The sequence below is a fragment of the Streptomyces sp. SAS_270 genome (genome assembly GCF_052543295.1).
On record NZ_JBMNDS010000059.1, the window covers coordinates 1 to 21,482 of the forward strand.

Annotated in this window: 15 protein-coding genes, 1 tRNA gene and 2 pseudogenes; 11 read left to right on the plus strand and 7 right to left on the minus strand. The window is 70.0% G+C overall.

Going from position 1 to position 21,482, the window contains the following annotated elements; translation table 11 throughout:
• The 7 genes and pseudogenes from ACN6LB_RS31285 to ACN6LB_RS31315 form a co-directional block, all read left to right on the plus strand.
• Window positions 1–271: pseudogene (locus ACN6LB_RS31285) on the plus strand (6-phosphogluconate dehydrogenase); the annotation flags it as partial.
• A gap of 51 nt (window positions 272–322) precedes the next feature.
• Window positions 323–1,444, plus strand: coding sequence for a DNA replication/repair protein RecF (gene recF / locus ACN6LB_RS31290; protein ID WP_356134153.1), 1,122 nt, complete (start codon window positions 323–325; stop codon window positions 1,442–1,444).
• Entirely contained in the window at window positions 1,441–2,019 is a 579-nt protein-coding gene (locus tag ACN6LB_RS31295; protein ID WP_445028788.1) for a DUF721 domain-containing protein, read from the plus strand. The genes recF and ACN6LB_RS31295 overlap by 4 nt, the downstream gene beginning before the upstream one ends.
• Before the next feature lie 454 nt (window positions 2,020–2,473).
• Window positions 2,474–4,543: a DNA topoisomerase (ATP-hydrolyzing) subunit B gene (gyrB, locus tag ACN6LB_RS31300; RefSeq protein ID WP_356134158.1), complete on the plus strand. Its 2,070-nt coding sequence runs from the start codon at window positions 2,474–2,476 to the stop codon at window positions 4,541–4,543.
• Window positions 4,544–4,585: 42 nt separating this feature from the next.
• Window positions 4,586–7,180 carry a DNA gyrase subunit A gene (gene gyrA / locus ACN6LB_RS31305; protein ID WP_356134160.1) on the plus strand — a complete coding sequence of 865 codons (2,595 nt, stop codon included), beginning with the start codon at window positions 4,586–4,588 and terminating at the stop codon, window positions 7,178–7,180.
• Window positions 7,181–7,198: 18 nt separating this feature from the next.
• A complete protein-coding gene (locus tag ACN6LB_RS31310) occupies window positions 7,199–7,945 on the plus strand; it encodes a DUF3566 domain-containing protein (RefSeq protein WP_445028789.1) in 747 nt (248 codons plus the stop codon).
• A 101-nt stretch (window positions 7,946–8,046) separates the two neighbouring features.
• Window positions 8,047–8,123: transfer RNA gene (locus ACN6LB_RS31315), tRNA-Ile, on the plus strand.
• Between the two features lie 76 nt (window positions 8,124–8,199).
• Here ACN6LB_RS31315 and ACN6LB_RS31320 read toward each other — a convergent pair.
• The 3 genes from ACN6LB_RS31320 to ACN6LB_RS31330 form a co-directional block, all read right to left on the minus strand.
• Window positions 8,200–8,784 (minus strand): hypothetical protein, encoded by a 585-nt coding sequence (locus tag ACN6LB_RS31320; RefSeq protein ID WP_445028790.1) that lies wholly within the window; start codon window positions 8,782–8,784, stop codon window positions 8,200–8,202.
• A 278-nt stretch (window positions 8,785–9,062) separates the two neighbouring features.
• Window positions 9,063–13,172 carry an nSTAND1 domain-containing NTPase gene (locus ACN6LB_RS31325; RefSeq protein WP_445028791.1) on the minus strand — a complete coding sequence of 1,370 codons (4,110 nt, stop codon included), beginning with the start codon at window positions 13,170–13,172 and terminating at the stop codon, window positions 9,063–9,065.
• A 226-nt stretch (window positions 13,173–13,398) separates the two neighbouring features.
• Window positions 13,399–13,575: a hypothetical protein gene (locus ACN6LB_RS31330; RefSeq protein WP_445028792.1), complete on the minus strand. Its 177-nt coding sequence runs from the start codon at window positions 13,573–13,575 to the stop codon at window positions 13,399–13,401.
• A 249-nt stretch (window positions 13,576–13,824) separates the two neighbouring features.
• On the opposite strand from ACN6LB_RS31330, the gene ACN6LB_RS31335 reads away from it, so the two are divergent.
• Window positions 13,825–15,054 (plus strand): amidohydrolase family protein, encoded by a 1,230-nt coding sequence (locus tag ACN6LB_RS31335; protein ID WP_445028793.1) that lies wholly within the window; start codon window positions 13,825–13,827, stop codon window positions 15,052–15,054.
• 221 nt (window positions 15,055–15,275) lie between these two features.
• Window positions 15,276–15,470 (plus strand): ferredoxin, encoded by a 195-nt coding sequence (locus ACN6LB_RS31340; protein ID WP_445028828.1) that lies wholly within the window; start codon window positions 15,276–15,278, stop codon window positions 15,468–15,470.
• Here the strand turns inward: ACN6LB_RS31340 and ACN6LB_RS31345 are convergent.
• Together ACN6LB_RS31345 and ACN6LB_RS31350 are read right to left on the minus strand one after the other, a co-directional pair.
• A pseudogene (locus ACN6LB_RS31345) lies at window positions 15,471–16,102 on the minus strand (glycosyltransferase family 2 protein); the annotation flags it as partial. It abuts the gene before it with no gap.
• Window positions 16,103–16,490: 388 nt separating this feature from the next.
• On the minus strand, window positions 16,491–16,856 hold the full coding sequence (locus ACN6LB_RS31350; protein ID WP_445028794.1) for a DUF6344 domain-containing protein: 366 nt from the start codon (window positions 16,854–16,856) through the stop codon (window positions 16,491–16,493).
• A 368-nt stretch (window positions 16,857–17,224) separates the two neighbouring features.
• Here ACN6LB_RS31350 and ACN6LB_RS31355 point away from each other — a divergent pair, with 368 nt between their 5' ends.
• Window positions 17,225–17,353 (plus strand): DLW-39 family protein, encoded by a 129-nt coding sequence (locus ACN6LB_RS31355; protein ID WP_003999697.1) that lies wholly within the window; start codon window positions 17,225–17,227, stop codon window positions 17,351–17,353.
• Window positions 17,354–17,679: 326 nt separating this feature from the next.
• Entirely contained in the window at window positions 17,680–19,152 is a 1,473-nt protein-coding gene (locus tag ACN6LB_RS31360) for a hypothetical protein (RefSeq protein ID WP_445028795.1), read from the plus strand.
• Window positions 19,153–19,188: 36 nt separating this feature from the next.
• Here ACN6LB_RS31360 and ACN6LB_RS31365 read toward each other — a convergent pair whose 3' ends face one another.
• Window positions 19,189–20,712 (minus strand): protein kinase domain-containing protein, encoded by a 1,524-nt coding sequence (locus ACN6LB_RS31365; RefSeq protein WP_445028796.1) that lies wholly within the window; start codon window positions 20,710–20,712, stop codon window positions 19,189–19,191.
• A 106-nt stretch (window positions 20,713–20,818) separates the two neighbouring features.
• Window positions 20,819–21,367 carry a helix-turn-helix domain-containing protein gene (locus ACN6LB_RS31370; RefSeq protein WP_356134180.1) on the minus strand — a complete coding sequence of 183 codons (549 nt, stop codon included), beginning with the start codon at window positions 21,365–21,367 and terminating at the stop codon, window positions 20,819–20,821.
• Window positions 21,368–21,482 lie beyond the last annotated feature (115 nt).

A 21,482-nucleotide genomic window follows, 5' to 3' on the forward strand; every position in this document is an offset into this window, starting at 1 on the left:
GGAGGGCACCGTCATCCGTTCCTGGCTGCTCGACCTCGCGGTCAACGCCCTGGACGACGACGAGCACCTCGACAAGCTGCGCGGCTTCGCCGAGGACTCGGGCGAGGGCCGCTGGACCGTGGAGGCGGCCATCGACAACGCCGTGCCGCTGCCCGCGATCACCGCGTCCCTGTTCGCCCGGTTCGCCTCCCGCCAGGACGACTCGCCGCAGATGAAGATGATCGCGGCACTGCGCAACCAGTTCGGCGGCCACGCCGTCGAGAAGAAGTAATCCACAGGACCGCCCGGCGGTCCACAACCTGGGGGAGGTCGGCGAACGACCATGCACGTCACGCATCTGTCGCTGGCCGACTTCCGCTCGTACGCCCGGGTCGAGGTTCCGCTCGACCCGGGCGTCACCGCGTTCGTGGGGCCCAACGGACAGGGCAAGACGAACCTCGTCGAGGCCGTCGGCTATCTCGCCAGCCTCGGCAGCCACCGCGTCTCCTCCGACGCACCCCTGGTCCGGATGGGCGCCGACAGAGCGATCATCCGGGCCCAGGTCAAGCAGGGCGAGCGCACGCAGCTCGTCGAGCTGGAGCTGAACCCCGGCAAGGCGAACCGTGCCCGCATCAACAGGTCCTCGCAGGTCAGACCCCGTGATGTGCTCGGTATCGTCCGCACCGTCCTCTTCGCGCCCGAGGACCTCGCCCTGGTCAAGGGCGACCCCGGCGAGCGGCGCCGCTTCCTCGACGAGTTGATCACCGCCCGCTCCCCGCGCATGGCGGGCGTCCGCTCCGACTACGACCGGGTCCTCAAGCAGCGCAACACCCTCCTCAAGTCGGCCGCGCTGGCCCGTCGGCACGGCGGCCGCACCATGGACCTGTCCACCCTCGACGTCTGGGACCAGCACCTCGCGCGCGTGGGCGCCGAACTGCTCGCCCAGCGCCTCGACCTGATCGCCACGATCCAGCCGCTGGCCGACAAGGCGTACGAGCAGCTGGCACCCGGCGGCGGCCCGATCGCCCTGGACTACAAGCCGTCCGCGCCGGGCGAGGCGCATACGCGCGAGGACCTCTACGAGCAGCTGATGGCCGCGATCGCCGAGGCCCGCAAGCAGGAGATCGAGCGTGGCGTCACCCTCGTAGGACCCCATCGGGACGATTTGGTTCTCAAACTCGGTCAGCTGCCCGCCAAGGGGTACGCGTCCCACGGCGAGTCCTGGTCCTACGCCCTGGCGCTGCGCCTGGCGTCGTACGACCTTCTGCGAGCCGAGGGCAACGAGCCGGTGCTGGTTCTGGACGACGTGTTCGCCGAGCTGGACACACGCCGCAGGGAGCGCCTCGCGGAGCTTGTCGCGCCCGGGGAGCAGGTGCTGGTGACGGCCGCGGTCGACGACGACGTACCGCACGTACTCACCGGGACCCGGTATGTCGTCTCCGAGGGGGCGGTGGAGCGCGTATGACGGAGAACACATCCCCCGATTCCGCGTCCGGGGCGGCAGCGTCCGGGAAGGCCGCGAAGCCTGCGGAGAAGGTGCCCGAGCCGTCCGGCGTCGACCTCGCGCGCGTGGCCCTGCGTGCCGCGAAGGAACAGGCACGCGCGCGTGGCGACGCGGCGCAGCAGAAGAAGCAGGCGCGTCGCGGTGGCCTGCGCTCCGGCGCGCGCGCCGACGGACGCGACCCGATGGCGCTGGGCTCGGCGATCAACCGCCTCATCAACGAACGCGGTTGGGAGACCCCCGCGGCGGTGGGCGGGGTGATGGGCCGCTGGCCGCAGATCGTCGGCGAGGACCTGGCCAAGCACTGCGAGCCTGAGCGGTACGACGAGGACGAGCGCGTCCTGACCGTGCGCTGCGACTCGACGGCGTGGGCGACGAACCTGCGTCTGCTCGCTCCGCAGCTGGTCGCGCGGCTGAACGAGGACCTCGGGCACGGCACGGTGCGGTTGCTCAAGGTCCAGGGCCCGGCCGGCCCCGCGCGCCGTTTCGGCCCTCTGCGCGCCCCTGGGAGCACGGGCCCGGGCGACACCTACGGGTGAGCCGGCCCCGCTTTCAGGGGGAGCCGGGCGGTACGTCACGGGTGGGCCGGAGCGCCCGCTTCCGGCGGTCGGCGCAGCGACGTGACCTGTCGTGATCGACACCCGCCGCGTCCTGGGGGCCGGCCGTGGCCCATGCCCGCGGCCGACCCGACGCGTTTGCGAACACCGACCTGACTCCGCAGTAGCCAAGGGTTGACACCCGGAAGCGCTGAGTGCCGCTGTGAGCCTCTTTGAGCCCGGGTCCGCATATGGGGAGTCGGGCGAGACGGTTTTGGGGCGGCACATGCGGACTCAGGTACCGGCAAACCCCCATCACTGTCGGCGCTACCGGTAGACTGGAAGCTAATCCCGCCCCGCTAGTGGGGACCGTCGGGAAAATGGTGTGCACCGCTGACCAAGGCTTACCAACGCAACACGCCGCAGCCGCTCCGGCCATCCGCATGGAGCTTGGCTTGTGCTGTGCCAGAAAGGGCGCTTCGTGGCCGATTCCGGCAACCCCAACGAGAACATCCCGTCCACCGAGGCCCCGGCCGGTACGGCCGAGGGCTCAGCCACGGCGTACGACGCCAGCGCCATCACAGTCCTCGAGGGTCTGGACGCGGTCCGCAAGCGACCCGGCATGTACATCGGCTCGACCGGTGAGCGTGGCCTGCACCACCTGGTGCAGGAAGTCGTCGACAACTCCGTCGACGAGGCGCTGGCCGGGCACGCCGACACGATCGACGTCACGATCCTTCCCGACGGTGGCGTGCGCGTCGTGGACAACGGCCGTGGCATTCCGGTGGGCATCGTCCCCTCCGAGGGGAAGCCGGCCGTCGAGGTCGTGCTGACCGTGCTGCACGCGGGCGGCAAGTTCGGCGGCGGCGGCTACGCGGTCTCCGGCGGTCTGCACGGCGTGGGCGTCTCCGTCGTGAACGCGCTGTCGTCCAAGGTGTCGGTCGAAGTCAGGACGGACGGCTACCGCTGGACCCAGGACTACAAGCTGGGCGTCCCCACCGCTCCCCTGGCGCGCAACGAGGCCACCGACGAGACCGGCACCACGGTCACGTTCTGGGCGGACGGCGACATCTTCGAGACCACCGAGTACTCCTTCGAGACGCTGTCGCGGCGCTTCCAGGAGATGGCGTTCCTCAACAAGGGTTTGACGATCAAACTCACTGATGAGCGCGAGGTGGCGAAGGCGACCGTCGGGGCGGACGAGGCGGGCGCCGACGAGAAGGACGAGGTCAGGTCCGTCACATACCGCTACGACGGCGGCATCCTCGACTATGTGCGGCACCTCAACTCCCGCAAGGGAGAGGTCGTCCACCCCACCGTGATCGACCTTGAGGCCGAGGACAAGGAGCGAAAGCTCTCCCTCGAAGTCGCGATGCAGTGGAACAGCGGTTACAGCGAGGGCGTGTACTCCTTCGCCAACATCATCCACACCCACGAGGGCGGTACGCACGAAGAGGGCTTCCGTGCCGCGCTGACCTCGCTGATCAACAAGTACGCGCGCGACAAGAAGCTGCTGCGCGAGAAGGACGACAACCTCACGGGTGACGACATCCGCGAGGGTCTGACGGCGATCATCTCGATCAAGCTCAGCGAGCCGCAGTTCGAGGGCCAGACGAAGACCAAGCTGGGCAACACGGAGGCGAAGACCTTCGTGCAGAAGGCCGTCTACGAACACCTCAACGACTGGCTGGACCGCAACCCCAACGAGGCTTCGGACATCATCCGCAAGTCCATCCAGGCGGCCACCGCGCGCGTGGCGGCCCGCAAGGCCCGCGACCTCACCCGCCGCAAGGGCCTCCTGGAGTCGGCGTCCCTGCCGGGCAAGCTCTCCGACTGCCAGTCGAACGATCCCACCAAGTGCGAGATCTTCATCGTCGAGGGTGACTCCGCCGGCGGCTCGGCCAAGTCCGGCCGAAACCCGCAGTACCAGGCGATCCTCCCGATCCGGGGAAAGATCCTCAACGTCGAGAAGGCCAGGATCGACAAGATCCTGCAGAACCAGGAGATCCAGGCGCTGATCTCCGCCTTCGGCACCGGAGTCCACGAGGACTTCGACATCGAGAAGCTCCGCTATCACAAGATCATCCTGATGGCGGACGCCGACGTCGACGGCCAGCACATCAACACCCTGCTGCTGACCTTCCTGTTCCGCTTCATGCGGCCGCTGGTCGAGGCCGGACACGTGTTCCTGTCCCGTCCCCCGCTCTACAAGATCAAGTGGGGCCGTGAGGACTTCGAGTACGCGTACTCGGACCGTGAGCGCGACGCCTTGATCGAGCTGGGCAAGCAGGCCGGCAAGCGCATCCGCGACGACTCGGTCCAGCGCTTCAAGGGTCTCGGCGAGATGAACGCCGAGGAGCTGCGCATCACGACCATGGACCAGGAGCACCGCGTCCTCGGCCAGGTCACCCTCGACGACGCCGCCCAGGCCGACGACCTCTTCTCGGTCCTCATGGGCGAGGACGTCGAGGCGCGCCGCGCGTTCATCCAGCGCAATGCCAAGGACGTCCGCTTCCTCGACATCTGAGTCGGTCTCAGCTGACCGCACCAGAAAGGATCTTCACCAGCAATGGCCGACGAGAACACACCTGTCACGCCTGAAGAAGGCGGCGAGATCACTCTGCGCGTCGAGCCCGTCGGGCTCGAGACGGAGATGCAGCGCTCCTACCTCGACTACGCGATGTCCGTCATCGTGTCGCGCGCGCTGCCCGACGTACGGGACGGTCTCAAGCCCGTCCACCGCCGCGTCCTGTACGCCATGTACGACGGCGGCTACCGGCCCGAGAAGGGCTTCTACAAGTGCGCCCGTGTCGTCGGCGACGTCATGGGCAACTACCACCCGCACGGCGACTCCTCGATCTACGACGCGCTGGTCCGCCTCGCGCAGCCGTGGTCGATGCGGATGCCGCTGGTGGACTCCAACGGCAACTTCGGTTCCCCGGGCAACGACCCGGCCGCCGCCATGCGGTACACCGAGTGCAAGTTGATGCCGCAGTCCATGGAGATGGTCCGCGACATCGACGAGGAGACCGTCGACTTCACGGACAACTACGACGGCCGCTCCCAGGAGCCGACCGTCCTGCCGGCCCGCTTCCCGAACCTGCTGATCAACGGCTCGGCGGGCATCGCGGTCGGCATGGCCACCAACATCCCGCCGCACAACCTGCGTGAGGTGGCGGCCGGTGCCCAGTGGTACCTGGAGAACCCCGAGGCCTCGCACGAGGAGCTCCTGGACGCGCTGATCGAGCGCATCAAGGGCCCCGACTTCCCGAGCGGCGCCCTCGTGGTGGGCCGCAAGGGCATCGAGGAGGCGTACCGCACGGGCCGTGGCTCCATCACGATGCGCGCGGTCGTCGAGGTCGAGGAGATCCAGAACCGCCAGTGCCTGGTGGTCACGGAACTGCCGTACCAGGTCAACCCGGACAACCTCGCGCAGAAGATCGCCGACCTCGTGAAGGACGGCAAGATCGGCGGAATCGCGGACGTCCGCGACGAGACGTCGTCCCGTACGGGCCAGCGCCTGGTCATCGTCCTGAAGCGGGACGCGGTCGCCAAGGTCGTACTGAACAACCTCTACAAGCACACCGACCTGCAGACGAACTTCGGCGCCAACATGCTGGCGCTCGTCGACGGCGTGCCGCGCACCCTCTCCCTGGACGCGTTCATCCGGCACTGGGTGGCGCACCAGATCGAGGTCATCGTCCGCCGTACGAAGTTCCGGCTGCGCAAGGCCGAGGAGCGGGCGCACATCCTGCGCGGCCTGCTGAAGGCCCTGGACGCCATCGACGAGGTCATCGCGCTGATCCGGCGCAGCGACACCGTCGAGATCGCGCGCGAGGGCCTGATGAGCCTCCTGGAGATCGACGAGATCCAGGCGAACGCCATCCTTGAGATGCAGCTTCGCCGACTCGCGGCCCTGGAGCGCCAGAAGATCATCCAGGAGCACGACGAGCTCCAGGCCAAGATCCGCGAGTACAACGCGATCCTCGCCTCGCCGGTGCGCCAGCGCGAGATCATCAGCGAGGAACTCGCCGCGATCGTCGAGAAGTTCGGCGACGACCGCCGCTCCAAGCTGGTTCCCTTCGACGGCGACATGTCCATGGAGGACCTGATCGCCGAAGAGGACATCGTCGTCACCATCACGCGCGGCGGCTACATCAAGCGGACCAAGACCGAGGACTACCGCTCGCAGAAGCGCGGCGGCAAGGGCGTGCGCGGCACGAAGCTGAAGCAGGACGACATCGTCGACCACTTCTTCGTGTCGACGACGCACCACTGGCTGCTGTTCTTCACCAACAAGGGCCGCGTCTACCGCGCGAAGGCGTACGAGCTGCCCGACGCGGGGCGTGACGCGCGCGGCCAGCACGTCGCCAACCTGCTGGCCTTCCAGCCGGACGAGGCGATCGCCGAGATCCTCGCGATCCGCGACTACGAAGCGGCGCCCTACCTGGTGCTGGCCACCAAGGGCGGCCTCGTGAAGAAGACACCGCTCAAGGATTACGACTCCCCGCGCGCGGGCGGCGTCATCGCGATCAACCTCCGTGAGACGGAGGACGGTTCCGATGACGAAATGATCGGAGCTGAGCTGGTCTCGGCAGAAGACGATCTGCTTCTGATCAGCAAGAAGGCACAATCGATCAGGTTCACTGCCACGGATGACGCTTTGCGACCGATGGGCCGTGCGACCTCGGGCGTCAAGGGCATGAGTTTCCGTGAGGGAGACGAGCTGCTCTCGATGAATGTTGTTCGACCCGGTACGTTCGTGTTCACTGCTACGGACGGTGGGTACGCGAAGCGGACCAACGTCGACGAGTACCGCGTCCAGGGTCGCGGTGGCCTCGGAATCAAGGCCGCCAAGATCGTCGAGGACCGCGGGTCACTCGTCGGCGCGCTGGTGGTCGAGGAGACCGACGAGATCCTCGCCATCACGCTGTCGGGCGGTGTGATTCGTACGCGAGTCAACGAGGTCAGGGAGACAGGCCGTGACACCATGGGCGTCCAACTGATCAACCTGGGCAAGCGCGATGCCGTAGTCGGCATCGCACGTAACGCCGAGGCGGGACGTGAGGCCGAGGAGGTCGACGGCGAGGACGCCGTGGACGAGTTGGCCGAGGTCGTCACGACCGACGGTACGGACGAGGGTGAGGCGCCCTCGGCCGAGTAGCACGAGGAGTGAGTCATCGTGAGCGGAGCCACGGGCGCCGGAGCGACCGGTACATCCACCGGTACGGAAACGGACGGCGGCCGTGGCTCCGCCACGGAGAAGACCGACTCCCATGACTCTCATGGATCCCAGGGGGGAACTGTGACGGACACCCGAGGCCCGCAGACGCAGCAGTACGCGGGCGGGCAGGCCCCTCCGGGGACGCCGCCGGCGCCTGGCGCGCCGTTGCCCGGCTCACCCGCGCCGGGCGCACCTGCCCCGGGTTCGCCGCTGCCGGGGGAACGGCAGCCGCAACAGGCGCAGCAGCCGTACCACCCGCCGCAGGCGTACCAGGCTCAGCAGCCGATGACGGGCGCGGTACGCCGCCCCCGCACCGGCGCGCGCACCACGCCCCGTACCCGCAAGGCCCGGCTGCGCGTGGCCAAGGCCGACCCGTGGTCGGTGATGAAGGTCAGCTTCCTGCTCTCCATCGCGCTCGGCATCTGCACGATCGTGGCAGCCGCGGTGCTGTGGATGGTCATGGACGCGATGGGCGTCTTCTCGACGGTCGGCGGCACGATCTCCGAGGCGACGGGCTCGAACGAATCCAACGGATTCGACCTCCAGTCCTTCCTCTCGCTGCCGCACGTCCTGATGTTCACGTCGATCATCGCGGTGATCGACGTCGTCCTCGCCACCGCTCTCGCCACGCTCGGCGCGTTCATCTACAACCTCTCCGCCGGCTTCGTCGGCGGCGTCGAGCTCACGCTCGCCGAGGACGAGTAAGCGCCCTCCCAAACGTCCCGCGCCTATCGATTTTGGGACTGGCCACGTCGTGCGCTAATCTTCAGAGGTCAGCGCGCGGGACACACACCGCAGAGCGCGGCGGGGCTATAGCTCAGTTGGTTAGAGCGCATCCCTGATAAGGATGAGGCCACAGGTTCAAATCCTGTTAGCCCCACCAGCACGAAGACCCCCGGTCCATTCGGACCGGGGGTCTTCGGCATTTACGGCTGACATCGGCTTCACACCGGGCGCTCTCAGAAGTGCATCATCGACATCAGCTCGGGGCTTCGCACGCCCGTCGACACGGTGGGGACGGGCTCTCCCGGGCGGACCCAGCCGGCCTGCTCGGCCGCTGTGACGGCTGCTGCCTCCGCCGTGTCCGCCTCGGTGTTCAACTCCTGGTCCGTGCCCAGGTGCTGGGCCGCAGCCGCGGTGGCGGCCGTCCGGGAGGCCCTGAGCGAGGCTTTGAAGGCGGCTTCGGAGAGTTCGGTGTCGCCGTCGACGAGCCGGGCCATCCTGGAGGCCTGCGCGGCTGAGGCGGCGGCGTTTCTCGCGCACCGGGAGTCCGCCGCGGGATCTGGCGGGCCCTCGGAGAGCACCGCGAGAGCCTGTGCGGCGACACGGGCCGCGTGCGCGGCCTTCCAGACGGCCTCGGCTGCGGCCTCGGCCCCGCCTTCCGCCGCCTCAGCGCCGGAGGCGTGCTCCGCGCCGGTGGCGTGCCGCTCGACGTAGCGGCTGAGGACGGCTGCCCTCGCCGCGGCGCTCCCGGCGCGGGTGGCATGGATCGCCCTGAGGGCCGCGGCGGTCGCCGCACGCTGTTCGTGGTCCGGTTCGCTCATCAAGAACCCCTGTCCGCCCAAACCTCCGTCAGAACGACGGCAGGGTGGCACGTTGTCGCGCAACAGGCCAGAGACATGCGAAGGCCCGATCGCTGGCGACGGGGGATGCACCAGCGATCGGGCTGCGGCCAACAGTAACAAGGCTGTTTGGGCGGCGGGAGTGGACTGATCAGCCGTGATGGGGCGTTGTGAGCGGGATCACGTAAGCGCTGTCTGAAAGAAGTGCAAGAAGTGCAAGGGATTCAAACGGGGAGGGGGACGGAGAACGGGGAACGGCCTTACCGACCGCACGGCGGATCGTACGAGAGCCGCGGAAGGTACTCATGCCACTTCTCCGGTGTCAGAACGCCTCGGGTGACCGAGCAGATACGCCGGATCGCCTCGTCGGAGTCGAGGTTCCACAGCCGGACGGTGTCGGCGCCGCTCGATACGCCGAGCATGTGGCTGTTGGGGCTGAAGGAGAGGAAGTTGCCGGTCTTGGCGTTGGGGCTCATCGACTGACCGATGGGCGAGGCCTTGGACGGGTAGCTGACATTCCAGAGCCGGACCGTGTTGTCGTTGCCGCCGCTCGCCAGGGTGTGGCCGTCCTGACGGAAGGTCAGTGAGACGACGGCCTCGGTGTGGCCGGTGAGGGGCGAGCCCAGCCCGGTCGCCCTGACCGGGTCGGTGATGTCCCAGAGCCGTACCGTGTCGTCGTCGCTGCCACTGGCCAGCGTACGGCCGTCCGGGCTGAAGGCGAGGGTGTTGATGGGCCCGGAATGCCCCTTGAGAGGCGTGCCGAGCAGGGTCGCGTGGCGCGGGTCCGCCACGTTCCACAGCCGGATGGTGGCGTCCGCGCTGCCGCTGGCCAGCGTGTGACCGTCCGGGCTGAAGACCAGGGAGTCGATGAAGCCCTTGTGGCCGGTGAGCGGCGCGCCGAGCGGGGCGACGCGGGACGGGGAGCTGACGTCCCACAGTTGGATGGTGCGGTCGTCGTAGGCGGTTGCCAGGGTGCGTCCGTCCGGGCTGTAGGCCAGCGCCTCGGGTCCCATGAACCGGGTCCGCAGGGCAATGCGTGGCCCGGCGGAGACCGGCCGGGTCGGGTCGGCGACCTTCCACAGGTACACCGCACGGTTCCCGGTGAGCACCGCGAGGGTGCGGCCGTCGGGGGAGAACGCCAGCGAACGGTCGCCGCCGTCCCCGGGCATGAAGGGCCGGCCCAGGGACACGGGCCGGTCGGGTGTCCGCACGTCCCACAGCCGGATCCGGCCGTCGCGCGCGGCCGTGGCGAGCACCTGACCGTCCGGGCGGAACGCGCCGCTGCGGCCGATCATGTCGGAGGTGGGTATCGACCACAGGCGGACCTTGTTGTCACCGCTGCCGGTGGCGAGGGTCCGGCCGTCGGGGCTGAAGCCCAGGGCGTACATCTCGCCGCTGCTTCCCGCGAGCGGCTCGCCGACCTGCGAGGGGTACGCCGGATCGCTGATGTTCCACAGGCTCGCCGTGCTGTCCGCGCTGGCGGCGGCGAGCATGTCTCCGTCCGGGCTGAAGGCGACCGACCAGATGGGGCCGGTGTGGCCGGTCAGCGGGGTGCCGATCGGCTTCGCGTGGCGTGGGTCGGCCACGTCCCAGAGCCGGACGGTGTCGTCCACGCTGCCGCTGGCGAGCGTCCTGCCGTCGGGGCTGAACGCCACGGAGTGCACGGTGCCCGTGTGACCGGTGAGCGGCGTGCCGATGCGCACCGGACGGCGCGGATCGGTCATGTTCCACAGCCGGATCGTGTTGTCGTCACCGCCGGCCGCCAGCGTCCTGCCGTCGGGGCTGAACGCCACGGAGCGTACGGCGGCGCTGTGCCCGGTGAGGGGCTTGCCCAGGGGCTTCGGCCGGGTCGGGTCGGCCATGTTCCACAGGCGAACGGTGCGGTCCTCGCCGGCGGAGGCCAGCGTGTGTCCGTCCGGGCTGAAGGCGAGCAGGTAGATCGTGCCGGCGTGGCCGGTCAGGGGAGCGCCGAGCGGGTGCGGGTGGCCGGGGTCCCGTACGTTCCACAGCCGGATCGTGCCGTCGTCCGAGGCGCTGGCGAGGGTGTGTCCGTCCGGGCTGAAGACCGCGCTGCTCACCCAGCTGCTGTGCCCGGTGAGGGGTTTGCCCAGGGGCTTTGGCCGGGTCGGGTCCGTCACGTTCCACAGGCGGATGGTGCGGTCGGAGCTGGCGGTGGCCAGGATCCGGCCGTTCGGGCTGAACGAGGTGAGGTAGACGGCGCCGGTGTGGCCGAGGAGCGGTGTGGCCAGCGGTGCGTTGACGATCGAGATCAGACGGTTGTTCGTGCCCTCGTCGTCCGACCGCAGGCGATGGGCGACCAGGTCGAGCTGAGCGGACAGCGACGGGTCCGTGTACTGGACGCGGTCCGCCTCGGCGAGCACCTGCGCGAACACGGCGTCGTCCCGCTGCTGCCACGCGACCACCGCCGAACCGACGGCGATCAGCGCGAGGACGACCAGGGCCGACACCGCGCCACGGCGGATCAGGACCGTACGCCTGCGCAGTCTGACCGAAGCGGCCAGGAACTCCACCGCGCTGCGGGTCAGGAAGGTGTCCCCGGCGGACTTCGCCCAGGTACGGGCCTGCTCCAGGCGGGAGCCGCGGTAGAGCAGCGACGTGTCGCGTTCCGCGCCCTCCCAGGACCTGCCGTCCTCCTCCAGCCGCTGGCGCAGAAGGTGGTCGCCGCGATCCTCGTCGATCCACTCGCGCAGCCGTGGCCAGGCGTGCAGCAGCGCCTCGTGGGTGATCTCGACGGTCTCCGCGTCGAGCGTCACCAGGCGGGCGTGGACCAGCGCTTCGAGGGACTCCTCCGTCTTGCCGGGGTCCGTGGACTCCTCCGCCAGTTGGCGTCGGGTCCCTCGTCTGCGGGTGGCCTGGGTGTCCTCGCCCAGCCGGACCAGCCTGAGCAGGAGCAGCCGAGCGGCCGTACGTGCCGCCGGGTCGAGGCCGGACCAGGCCCGCTCGGCCGTCGCCGCCACTGCGCCCTGGATGCCGCCCGCCGCGCGGTAGCCGGCCAGTGTCAGCCGTCCCGACTTGCGCCGCTGCCAGGTGGCGAGCAGGGCGTGCGAGAGAAGGGGCAGCACGCCCGCGTCGTGCGCCCCGCGCGGGCCGTCCGTGCTCACCTCCCTGATGATCAGCTCCGCCAGTCCCGGTTCCAGCTCCAGGCCCACGGCCTTCGCCGGGCCCGTCACCGCCTCGCGCAGCTCCGTGGTGGTCAGCGGCCCGAGCACCATGTGCCGGTGCTGGAGCGCGTCGGCCAGTTCGGGATGGCCGAGGCACTGCTCGTAGAAGTCGGCGCGGATGCCGAGGACGACGAGCACGGGGGCCGGCTCGCCGGGGCCGGGGGACGAGCACGCGGCGTGCAGGATCCGGACGAAGGCGCGCCGGTCCGCCTCGTCGGAGCAGAGGGTGAACGCCTCCTCGAACTGGTCCACGATGACGACCGGAGGGGCGGCGGAGGTCCCGCCGCGTACCGCCCACGCCGCGATGGCCTCCCGTACCGCCTGCGCGAACTGCGGAGTCCCGGGGTCCGTGGCCACGGGTTCCCGCTCCGCCGGCGCGGCCGGCCGTTCCCGCTCTGCCGCCGCCGGTTCCCGCGCCGCCTGTTCCCGCACCGCGGATACGAGGGGTGCGAGTTCCGGGATACGGCGGGTCAGCTCCGCGAGAGGGTCGGCGCCCGGCACGAGTTGGAGGACGTCAGCCGCCTGGCCGCTGTCCTCGCCGAGCGCGCCCTTCTGCAGGGTGGGTACGAGGCCGGCGTTGAGCAGGGAGGACTTTCCCGCGCCCGACGCGCCCACCAGCATGACCAGGCCGCCCGACTTCTCCGCGGCGCGAAGCTGCGCGACGAGGGCGTCCGTGCTCCGTTCCCGGCCGAAGAACCACCGGACGTCCTGCTGCCGGTAGGGAGCCAGTCCTCGGTAGGGGCACACACCGCCGGGGACGGTCGCGGCTTCGCCTGAGGCCCGCTCCTCTCCGTCCACCGACCCGGGCCCTGTCCCGGACCCCGATCCGGATGCGGGGCGGTCGCCGACCGGGTCCGCCACCGCGCGCTCCCACAGGCGCTGCCACTGGGCCAGGTCGTACAGTCCCGTGGACACGGGCGCGGGCCGCTGCCGCCGAGCCTCGGGGATCAGGGTGTGCAGTACCGCGGCGAGGGCGGCGAACTGGGCGGGGACGTTCTTGGCCCGGCGCCAGTCGCTGATCCGCTGGGCGGACACCCGCACGGGCCGTCCGCGTTCGTCGACCCGCTGCAGCCGGACGACGGCCTCGGCGACGGTCTTGAGGGGAGGGTTGCCGGCCTCTCTGTACAGCAGCGCGAGACGTTCCGCGAAGGCCGTGCGTGCCCCTGAGGCGGAACTCAAGGTCTCCACCCCTTACTTCCTCCGCGCTGGACATCCGGACCGGAAAACCCACTTTATATGGCTGACCTGCGACTAAGGCCTTGGCCGGATATCGAAGCCTCCTCGGCGGGGTCCGCAACTGGCAGGATCACGACCCAGCAGCGCATCGCCTGGGCCTCGCCCAGCCTGGCCACCAGCTCAGTGCTCGGAGAGACCACTTATGACGCCGCATGTTCTCGGTCATCTTCCGCCGAAGTCACGAGAGGGTCGCCACGCCCTCGACGCGTGAGCCCAGGAGCCCGAGAGCTCCGTAGAGCCGCTTTCCGCCCGGACCGCTGTCGCCCGACCCCGAGTCCGCCCTTTTCTTGATCCGCGCCGAGACGCCGATACGGCACGGATCGACGCCGCCGCGTCGCTCGGTACCGGTCCCCACGAGGGGAGGGACCGGTACCGAACGGCGCGGTGTTGTGTTTTCTGGGCGCGGGCCTTGTTCCGGATCGCGGGGGCGGCGCGTCGCTGACCCTTGCTGTCGAAAGGGCGGTCCCCTAGCCTCAAATCTGATGGGTCGTCAGATAACGGCCGGACAAGAGATTCCGACACGAGATCCGACAAGGGCTCCGGCAAGAGCTTCGACAGGAGTCGGACGGAGTCGGGCAGGAGTCGGACAGGCAGGGGGCACGACGTGGTCAGCACCGAAAGTGGCACCAAGGATCTGCCCAAGGTCATCAGCGTGGACGATCACGTGATCGAACCCGCGCACCTCTTCGAGACGTGGCTCCCGGCCAAGTACCGCGACAGGGGCCCGAAGCCCTTCACGGCCGGTATCGGCGATCTGCAGTACATCGGCGGGAAGTACCGGTTCACCACCGATCCGGACGGGCAGCCCACCGACTGGTGGAGGTACGAGGACGAGATCTTCCCGTACAAGCGCATCATCGCGGCCGTCGGCTTCTCCCGGGACGAGATGACGCTCGACGGCATCACGCGGGAGCAGATGCGGCGGGGCTGCTGGGATCCGAAGGCCCGGCTGGCGGACATGGACATCAACCATGTGGAGGCCTCGCTCTGCTTCCCGACGTTCCCGCGCTTTTGCGGGCAGACGTTCGCGGAGGCCAAGGACAAGGAGGTCGGGCTGGCCTGTGTGCGCGCGTACAACGACTGGATGGTCGAGGAGTGGTGCGGCGACAGCGGCGGGCGGCTGATCCCGCTGTGCCTGATCCCTCTGTGGGACATCGACCTCGCGGTCGCGGAGATCCGGCGCAACGCGGCCCGTGGCGTGCGGGCGGTCACCTTCAGCGAGATTCCCACGTACCTGGGGCTTCCGTCGATCCACTCGGGCTACTGGGACCCGTTCTTCGCGGCGTGCGAGGAGACCGGGACCGTGGTCAACATGCACATCGGGTCGTCCTCGCAGATGCCGGCCGCGTCGCCGGACGCGCCGCCCGCCGTACAGGCGTCGCTGAGCTTCAACAATGCGATGGCCTCGATGATGGACTTCCTGTTCAGCGGCGTACTGGTGAAGTTCCCCCGGCTGAAGCTCGCCTACAGCGAGGGCCAGATGGGCTGGATCCCCTACGCCCTCGAACGCGCCGATGACGTGTGGGAGGAGCACCGGGCGTGGGGCGGGGTCAAGGACCTCATCCCGGAGCCGCCGTCGACGTACTACTACCGGCAGATCTTCTGCTGCTTCTTCCGGGACAAGCACGGCATCGAGGCGATCGAGACCGTGGGCGTGGACAACGCGACCTTCGAGACGGACTACCCGCACGTCGACTCGACCTGGCCGGAGACGAAGAAGGTGGCGGAGGAACACGTCGGCGGTCTGCCCGCGGACGTGGCGTACAAGCTGCTGCGCGGGAACGCCATCCGCATGCTGGAACTGCCCTTTGACCAGGGGGATCAGGCGGTGTGACGCGCAGGACGTCTGTGGAGGCGGCCGCGTCCGCAACGATGGATGCACCTGTGGACGTCCCTGTGGATGCCCCTGTGGGCGTCGCTGTGGACGCAGCGGTCCGCGCCGCCGGTTCAGCGCATTCTCCGGCGGGCAGGACGTGAACGTCCTGGGGTTTCCCGGGTTCCGATCTGCCCGCCGGCCCGCGCAGGGCCTGCGCCTCGCGGCTGGAGTGCGTACGTATGAAGGTCTCCGTAGACCCCGGCCTCTGTTACGGCTCGGCCGAGTGCGTCCACAGGGTGCCGTCCGTCTTCGCCTTCAAGGACGGATACGGCACGGTCAGGCCTGGACGCGAGGACACCGAGGACGATCCGCTGATCCGGGAAGCGGCGGAGCGGTGCCCGTCCCAGGCCATCACCCTCGCCGTCGCCGAGTAGTCGGTACCCGCTGTGGCTCAGCGCCCGGGCCCTGGCCTCCACCACAGCCACCGGGCGTCGCGCTCGGCCGGGTCCACATGCGGCGCCAGCCCCGTGACCTGGCCGTCCCACTTGCGGTAGAGGAGCCCCACCGGCAGCGCCATCCACCCGCCGAGGGCGAGCAGCAGATCCCGCCGTACGAAGAGGGTCGCCGGGTGGGCCTGCGCGCGAAAGCCGTGCGCCTTCCAGTGGTCGAGCAGCGCTGCGCGCTCGATCGGACCGTTGTCCGGGTCGCCCGGGAAGCCGACGGTGGTCCCGTCCTGCAGGAAGTGGCGAGCACGCGCTCACGGGCCAGGGCTCCCGGCGCCAACCGGTCGTCCGCGTCCAGGATCTTGACGTACTCCCCGTCGGCCCGGGCCAGTGCGATGGTGCGCGCGATGCCGGGGCCGCCCGGCCGTCCCTGGCGGAACGTCACGCGCTCGTCCTCGGGCACGTGCGGAGCGACGGTGTCCGTCTGCCCGTCCTCCTGGATCAGCCGGCGCCACTCCCCAGCCGTCCGGCAAGTTCTGTTCGCACAGCGACTTGTAAGCCTCCGGCAGGAAGTGGGCCGAGGGGGCGTGCACGGCAGTGACGATGACGATGCGCCTGCTCACGGCCGCACCCACCACGTTTGCAGCGTCTCGCGGAAACGGGCAACAGGTTACGGCTCCTCAGGAGGCGAGACAGCGAAGGCCCCCGACCGGTGCTGGTCGGAGGCCCTGTTCATATTCATGTCCATGACTATGTCCATGTAAGGCGTGTACGCAAGGACGCCGGTACGTGGGGGATCGTGCTGCGATTACGGCTGGTGGTGTCGTCGCAGGACGGATGGTCTCGTCGTACGGCAGGTGGTGCAGTCCTACGGGAGGTGGTGCAGTCCTACGGCGGGTGGTCCGGTCCTACGGGAGGTGGTGCAGTCCTACGGCGGGTGGTGCAGTCCGCGGAGGGTTGTGTCGTCCCACGGCAGGTGGTGCCGATGCAGGGGACGGCGTGTGCCGGCGCTCAGCGCTGGAGCGGGGCTCCGGGCTCGCTCCCGGCCGGAAGCTGCGCGTCCGCGGGGTCGCAGAGGGCGTCGGCATCGGTCGCGTCGGTGTCGGCCGGCGCGCGGTGGCGGCAGCTGGGCGACGAGCCGTGGGCCTCGGCGCGGATGCGTTGCTTCATCGTGGGGGGCAGGGCCTTGCTGTGTGACCAGGCCCAGTGGGACATCGCCGACACCGTCGCAGGGGCGGCGGCCGTGCTGTTGCGCGGTGTCTCGGCCTGCGGTACGGCGGCTGCCGCGGTCGTGGTGATGAGACCGAGCGTCGTGCACAGCGCGAGCAGAGCGGTGATGACGGCGGTCCACAGCTTCATGACCTTGTTCTGGGTCATGGCCCCTCACTTTCGGGTCAGGCGATTTGCGTACTTTCCTCATGATGTGTATGCGGGCCGCGAAGTGGTGGACCGACGCCCGCGGCGCGTCGATCTTCAGATGAACACCACTCGAATGGGCGCAAGGGCCTCGGAGAGTGCCGGAAAGGCAGGGAAAGGCGATGAAACTTCCGCAAAAGAAGGGGACCGCGTTGAAAGTCACAGTGTGTGAGGTGTGATCACCCTGCGATCGGAGCGGCCTCGTCCAGTTCTACTGACGCACAGCGGGCGGGAGTTGGGGGTCGGATCCAGGTCACCGATCGATATCGGTCGGTGTGTATAGTCGGGCGCCAGAGGTCTCCTACGTCAAGGAAAGACGAGGTAGCGCGGTGAAGAAGCTTCTCCTGGTCGCACTGGCCGCCATCGGCGGGCTCCTCGTGTACCGCCAGATCCAGGCGGATCGCGCCGAGCAGGATCTGTGGACGGAGGCGACTGACTCCGTGCCCACGGGTTCGTGAGTACCGACACCAGTCCCAGAGCAGACCCCGGCCGCCTTCGCGGTCGGGGTTTTGTGTTGTCCGGGCACCTGATCCGTTCACTTCGGCCGGGGGATCGATTGCTGAAGTGAACGGTGGGCTGCCGGGCCGGAGGCGCTCCGGCGAGTCCTTTCGGCCGCTCGTGCGGATAGCACGCGTGGCGCGGCGGCGCGCGGGGCAGGATGGGCGGGTCCGGAGCTGCGAGGAGGGGGCGCGTGATGGGGCGGCGCACGGCGGTCCGGCGCGGAGAGCGCCGGCGCATGGCGGTCTGGGGCGCCTCGATCCGTCACACGGTCAGGTCGCGTCGCGTGACGCGAGCCCATGACATGGCGAAGCCGGCCCCGGACGCGTGGCGCGGCCGCCGGGCGCTCATGGCCGCGGGAGCCGCACTGTGCGCGGCCGTTGCCCTGCCGGGGCAGACCGCCGTGGCGGCACCCGCGTCGTCCGCACCGACACCGCGGCCGTACGCCTTCACCGAGGACGCGACGACCGTCAAGGGCGCCACCGGCACCACCGGCGCCGAAGGACTGGTGCCGGGCCGGACGTACAAGAGCGCCGTCGAGAAGAACGCCACGCTCTACTACGGCCTCGAACTCGACGACACCTCCGACGCGTACGTCTCCGTCACGGCCGTCCCGCGACCGGGGACGACGGTCGCCTTCTCGGACGGCGTCAAGGTGTCCCTGCGGGACGGCAACGGCCGCAGCTGCTCCGGCTCGGGGATCGCCCACATCGGCGCCACCCAGAGCCCGCACCCCATCACCGCCTCGGCGGCACGCGAGATCGGTTCCGCCGGCTCCGCCCTGTGCCGGGCGGCGGGCACGTACTACCTGGTCGTCGAGCGCACCGGCTCACCCGGCGGCGGCGACAGCGGCGACTGGGACCTTGAGCTGCGCCCCTCGACCGAGCCCCGCCTGAAGAAGGCCGGGACGACGAGCGCTCCCGAAGTCTGGAACTCCGCCTCGCCCGACCCCCTTTCGGGCGAGGGCGTGGCCTGCCGCGGCGGTGCGGGCTTCAGCAACGCGACCGCGCTGCGGCAGGGCATCTGGACGGACGGGATCAGCCCCGGCCAGACGCTCTTCTACCGCGTGCCCGTCGACTGGGGACAGCAGTTCTACGCCACCGCCGACCTGGGCAGCTCCGACAGCTCCGGCAGCGGCAAGGGCTCTGTCGGCACCGCCCTGGTCATGTCCCTCTACAACCCCGTCCGCGGACTCGTCGACGACGCGGGCCTCGGCTACTACGGCCGACAGGGGTCGGCCGCCCTGGAACCAATGCCACCCGTCGACTACGCCAACCGTTACGCCCTCAACGACCATGTGAGCGGCATGCGCTTCGCCGGCTCGTACTACCTCGTCGTGCACCTCGCCGAGCAGGTCGCCGAACGGTTCGGCGACGGCCCGTTCGGGCTGACGCTGCGCGTGCGGGTGGCAGGCGAGGCGAAGGACGGTCCGGCGTACGCGGGGCGCACCGAGCCGGGTGACCTGTTCGACGCGACGGTGGTGGGCCCCGGCCCGGCGGCCCGCGGCCCGGGCGGCGACGGGCTGACCGGGGGCACCTCGGACGGCGGGGGCGGCGGCTCCACCATGAAGCTCCTCGCCGCGGGAGGCATCGGCACCGGCACCTTCCTGGTCCTCGTCCTCGGGGTGTGGACGGCGATCGCACGGCGGCGCGTGACACCGGAGCCCCGGCCCGGCGGGCTCGGGACCGCGTCCCCCACAGCCCACACGGCTACGGCGATGCCCGCTCGCCGGGGCCACCGGGCGGCGCGCAGACGGTAGTTCGGAAGGTCGGATCAGGGGTCCCGGATCAGAGGTTCAGATCCGGGACAACGCCCAGAACCCCACCGCGAAGCAGGCCAGCGCCAGCAGCAGCACCGGCACGGCCACCTTCGCGGGCGGCCCGGGCCGCCGCACCGGGGCATGCCGCGCCGCCGGGGCCTGAACCTGCGGGGAACGGGTCGTGTAGGAGACCGTGGGGGCGTACACCTGCTGCTGCACCACCGGCGAGGCCGGGGGAGTGGACGGCTGTTCGGGCACATACCGCGGCGGATGCTCAGGCGAAGCGAGCGACTGCGCTCCGAGCCAGGCCGGTTGGGGCACGGCCTCCTGACGAGGCGGCATCAGCGGTGGCGGAGGCGGCGGGAGTGGCTGCGGCTGCGGCTGTTCGAGAGAGGCATCCGCGCGCGGCGGCGGGAGATGGAAGCTGCCGGTGTCCGACATCGTGGACGGCTGCGGGGGTACGGCATCGGGCACGATGTCAGGCCGTACGTGCTCGGTGGTGGTGTCCAGTCGTACGGCATGGGCAGCAGTGTTCTGACGCACGTCAGGGGCGGCGGTGTCACGTCGTACGGCATCGGCCGCCCGCTCCGGTGCTGCGCCACCGGTGCCGGGGCGGGGGTTCGGGGCGGTGTCCTGCCGTGGGGCGGACGTCGGGGCGGCGCGCACTCCCGAGGCGGCGCCGAGCGGTCCCTGCGGGCCGAACCCCTTCGGAAGCGGGCCGAGTTGGTCGAACACCTCCACCAGCTCGTCGTCCGGGCCGGGCTCGGGCAACAGCTCGACGGCTGCGGCGAGGGCCTTGCGGGCACCGGTGGCGGTACGGAACCGGGCCTGCGGGTCGGGCTCCAGGAGCGCGGCCACCACCTGCCACAACGGGTCGGGTATGCCGCGCGGGGCCGACGGGGTGCCGTTCGCCGCGAAGTACTCGATCAGCGCCTTCGCGTCGGGCTTGGCGCCCTCCAGGAGGTACAGGGCGACCAGGCCGACGCCGAACAGATCGGCGGGGAAGCCCGGGTCGGCGCCCAGCAGTTGCTCGGGCGCGATGTAACCGGGGGTGCCCACCACGTAGTCGGTCTCGGTCAGCCGCGGCTCCCCCAGACGCATGGCGATGCCGAAGTCGGACAGGCGCAGCCGCGGCCTGGCCGCACCGGTCGCTTCGAGCAGGACGTTCGCGGGCTTGATGTCACGGTGGACGACCCCCTCCGCGTGCACCGCGGCGACGCCGGCCAGAAGCTGGTCGAGCAGCGTGCAGACGAAGGCGGGCGGCAGCGGCCCGTAGTCCCCGACGAGGTGAACCAGCGAGCCCCCGGCGACCAGGTCCATGGTGAACAGGACCTTGTCGTCGTCGGCCGCCCAACTGGCGGGCGCGAGCACATGGGGGTGATCGATCCGCAGCGCCTGCTCGCGCACGAAGCGCAGCAGCGAGTGCGCGTCGCTCTGCTGGAGCACCTTGGCCGCCACGTAGCGGCGGCGCCGGTGGTCCCAGGCACGCCAGACCGCACCGACTCCCCCGCGTCCGATCGGGTCGACCAGTTCGTACCGTCCGGCGAAGACCTCACCCATGACCGTGCGTCGCTCCCCCTTCAGTCCCCCTGTCGATACCGCGACCGGTTCCTCGCTCGTCGCTCGTCCCGGCCGCCGAACCCCCTTCGGCGGCCGGGAGAAGCGTTCAGTTCTGGTGCGACTGGTAGTGCGTGACCGCGTCCGAGGTGCGGCCCGCGCCGTACACCCGGAGGAACTCTGCCAGTTCCGGGTGGGTCGGGGCGAGAGTGTCCGCCGCCTCGATGATGTCCCCCGCGGCCGCCACCGAGCGCAGCAGCGACTGGATCTCGCGGACCACCCGCTTGACCGTGGGCGCCCCCGAACTGCTCGTCGACTGCGTGGTGTTGCTGAGCACCGAACCCCCCTGCGACTTCTTGATCTCGTCCATGCGCTCGGTCGCCTCGGCGGCGCTGACGCTGCCGTCCGCGACCTGACCCGCGAGATCCTGCAGCAGCTGCACACGCTGGACCACCGCGGGATTGCCGATCTTGGCGCGCTGACCGCTCATCAGCTGCGACAGCATCGGCGCGGACAGTCCCAGAACCCCCGCAAGACGCGCCTGGTTGAGCCCCAGGTCGTCGATGAGCCTACGGAAGAGCGCCCCCAACGGCTCCCCGTACCAGTTCCGCTGCAGCTCCCGGGCTCTTGCGGTCGCTTCCTGCTGTGCGGCGTCCATTGCGTCTCCCCATCGCTTCCCCAAATACCGCGGTTCGCTGTAGCGAACCACGCCGAGCATCTTACGGAGAGTGGTCGTCCACGGGGACCCCCCAACTTTTTGCGAGATCCCGGCG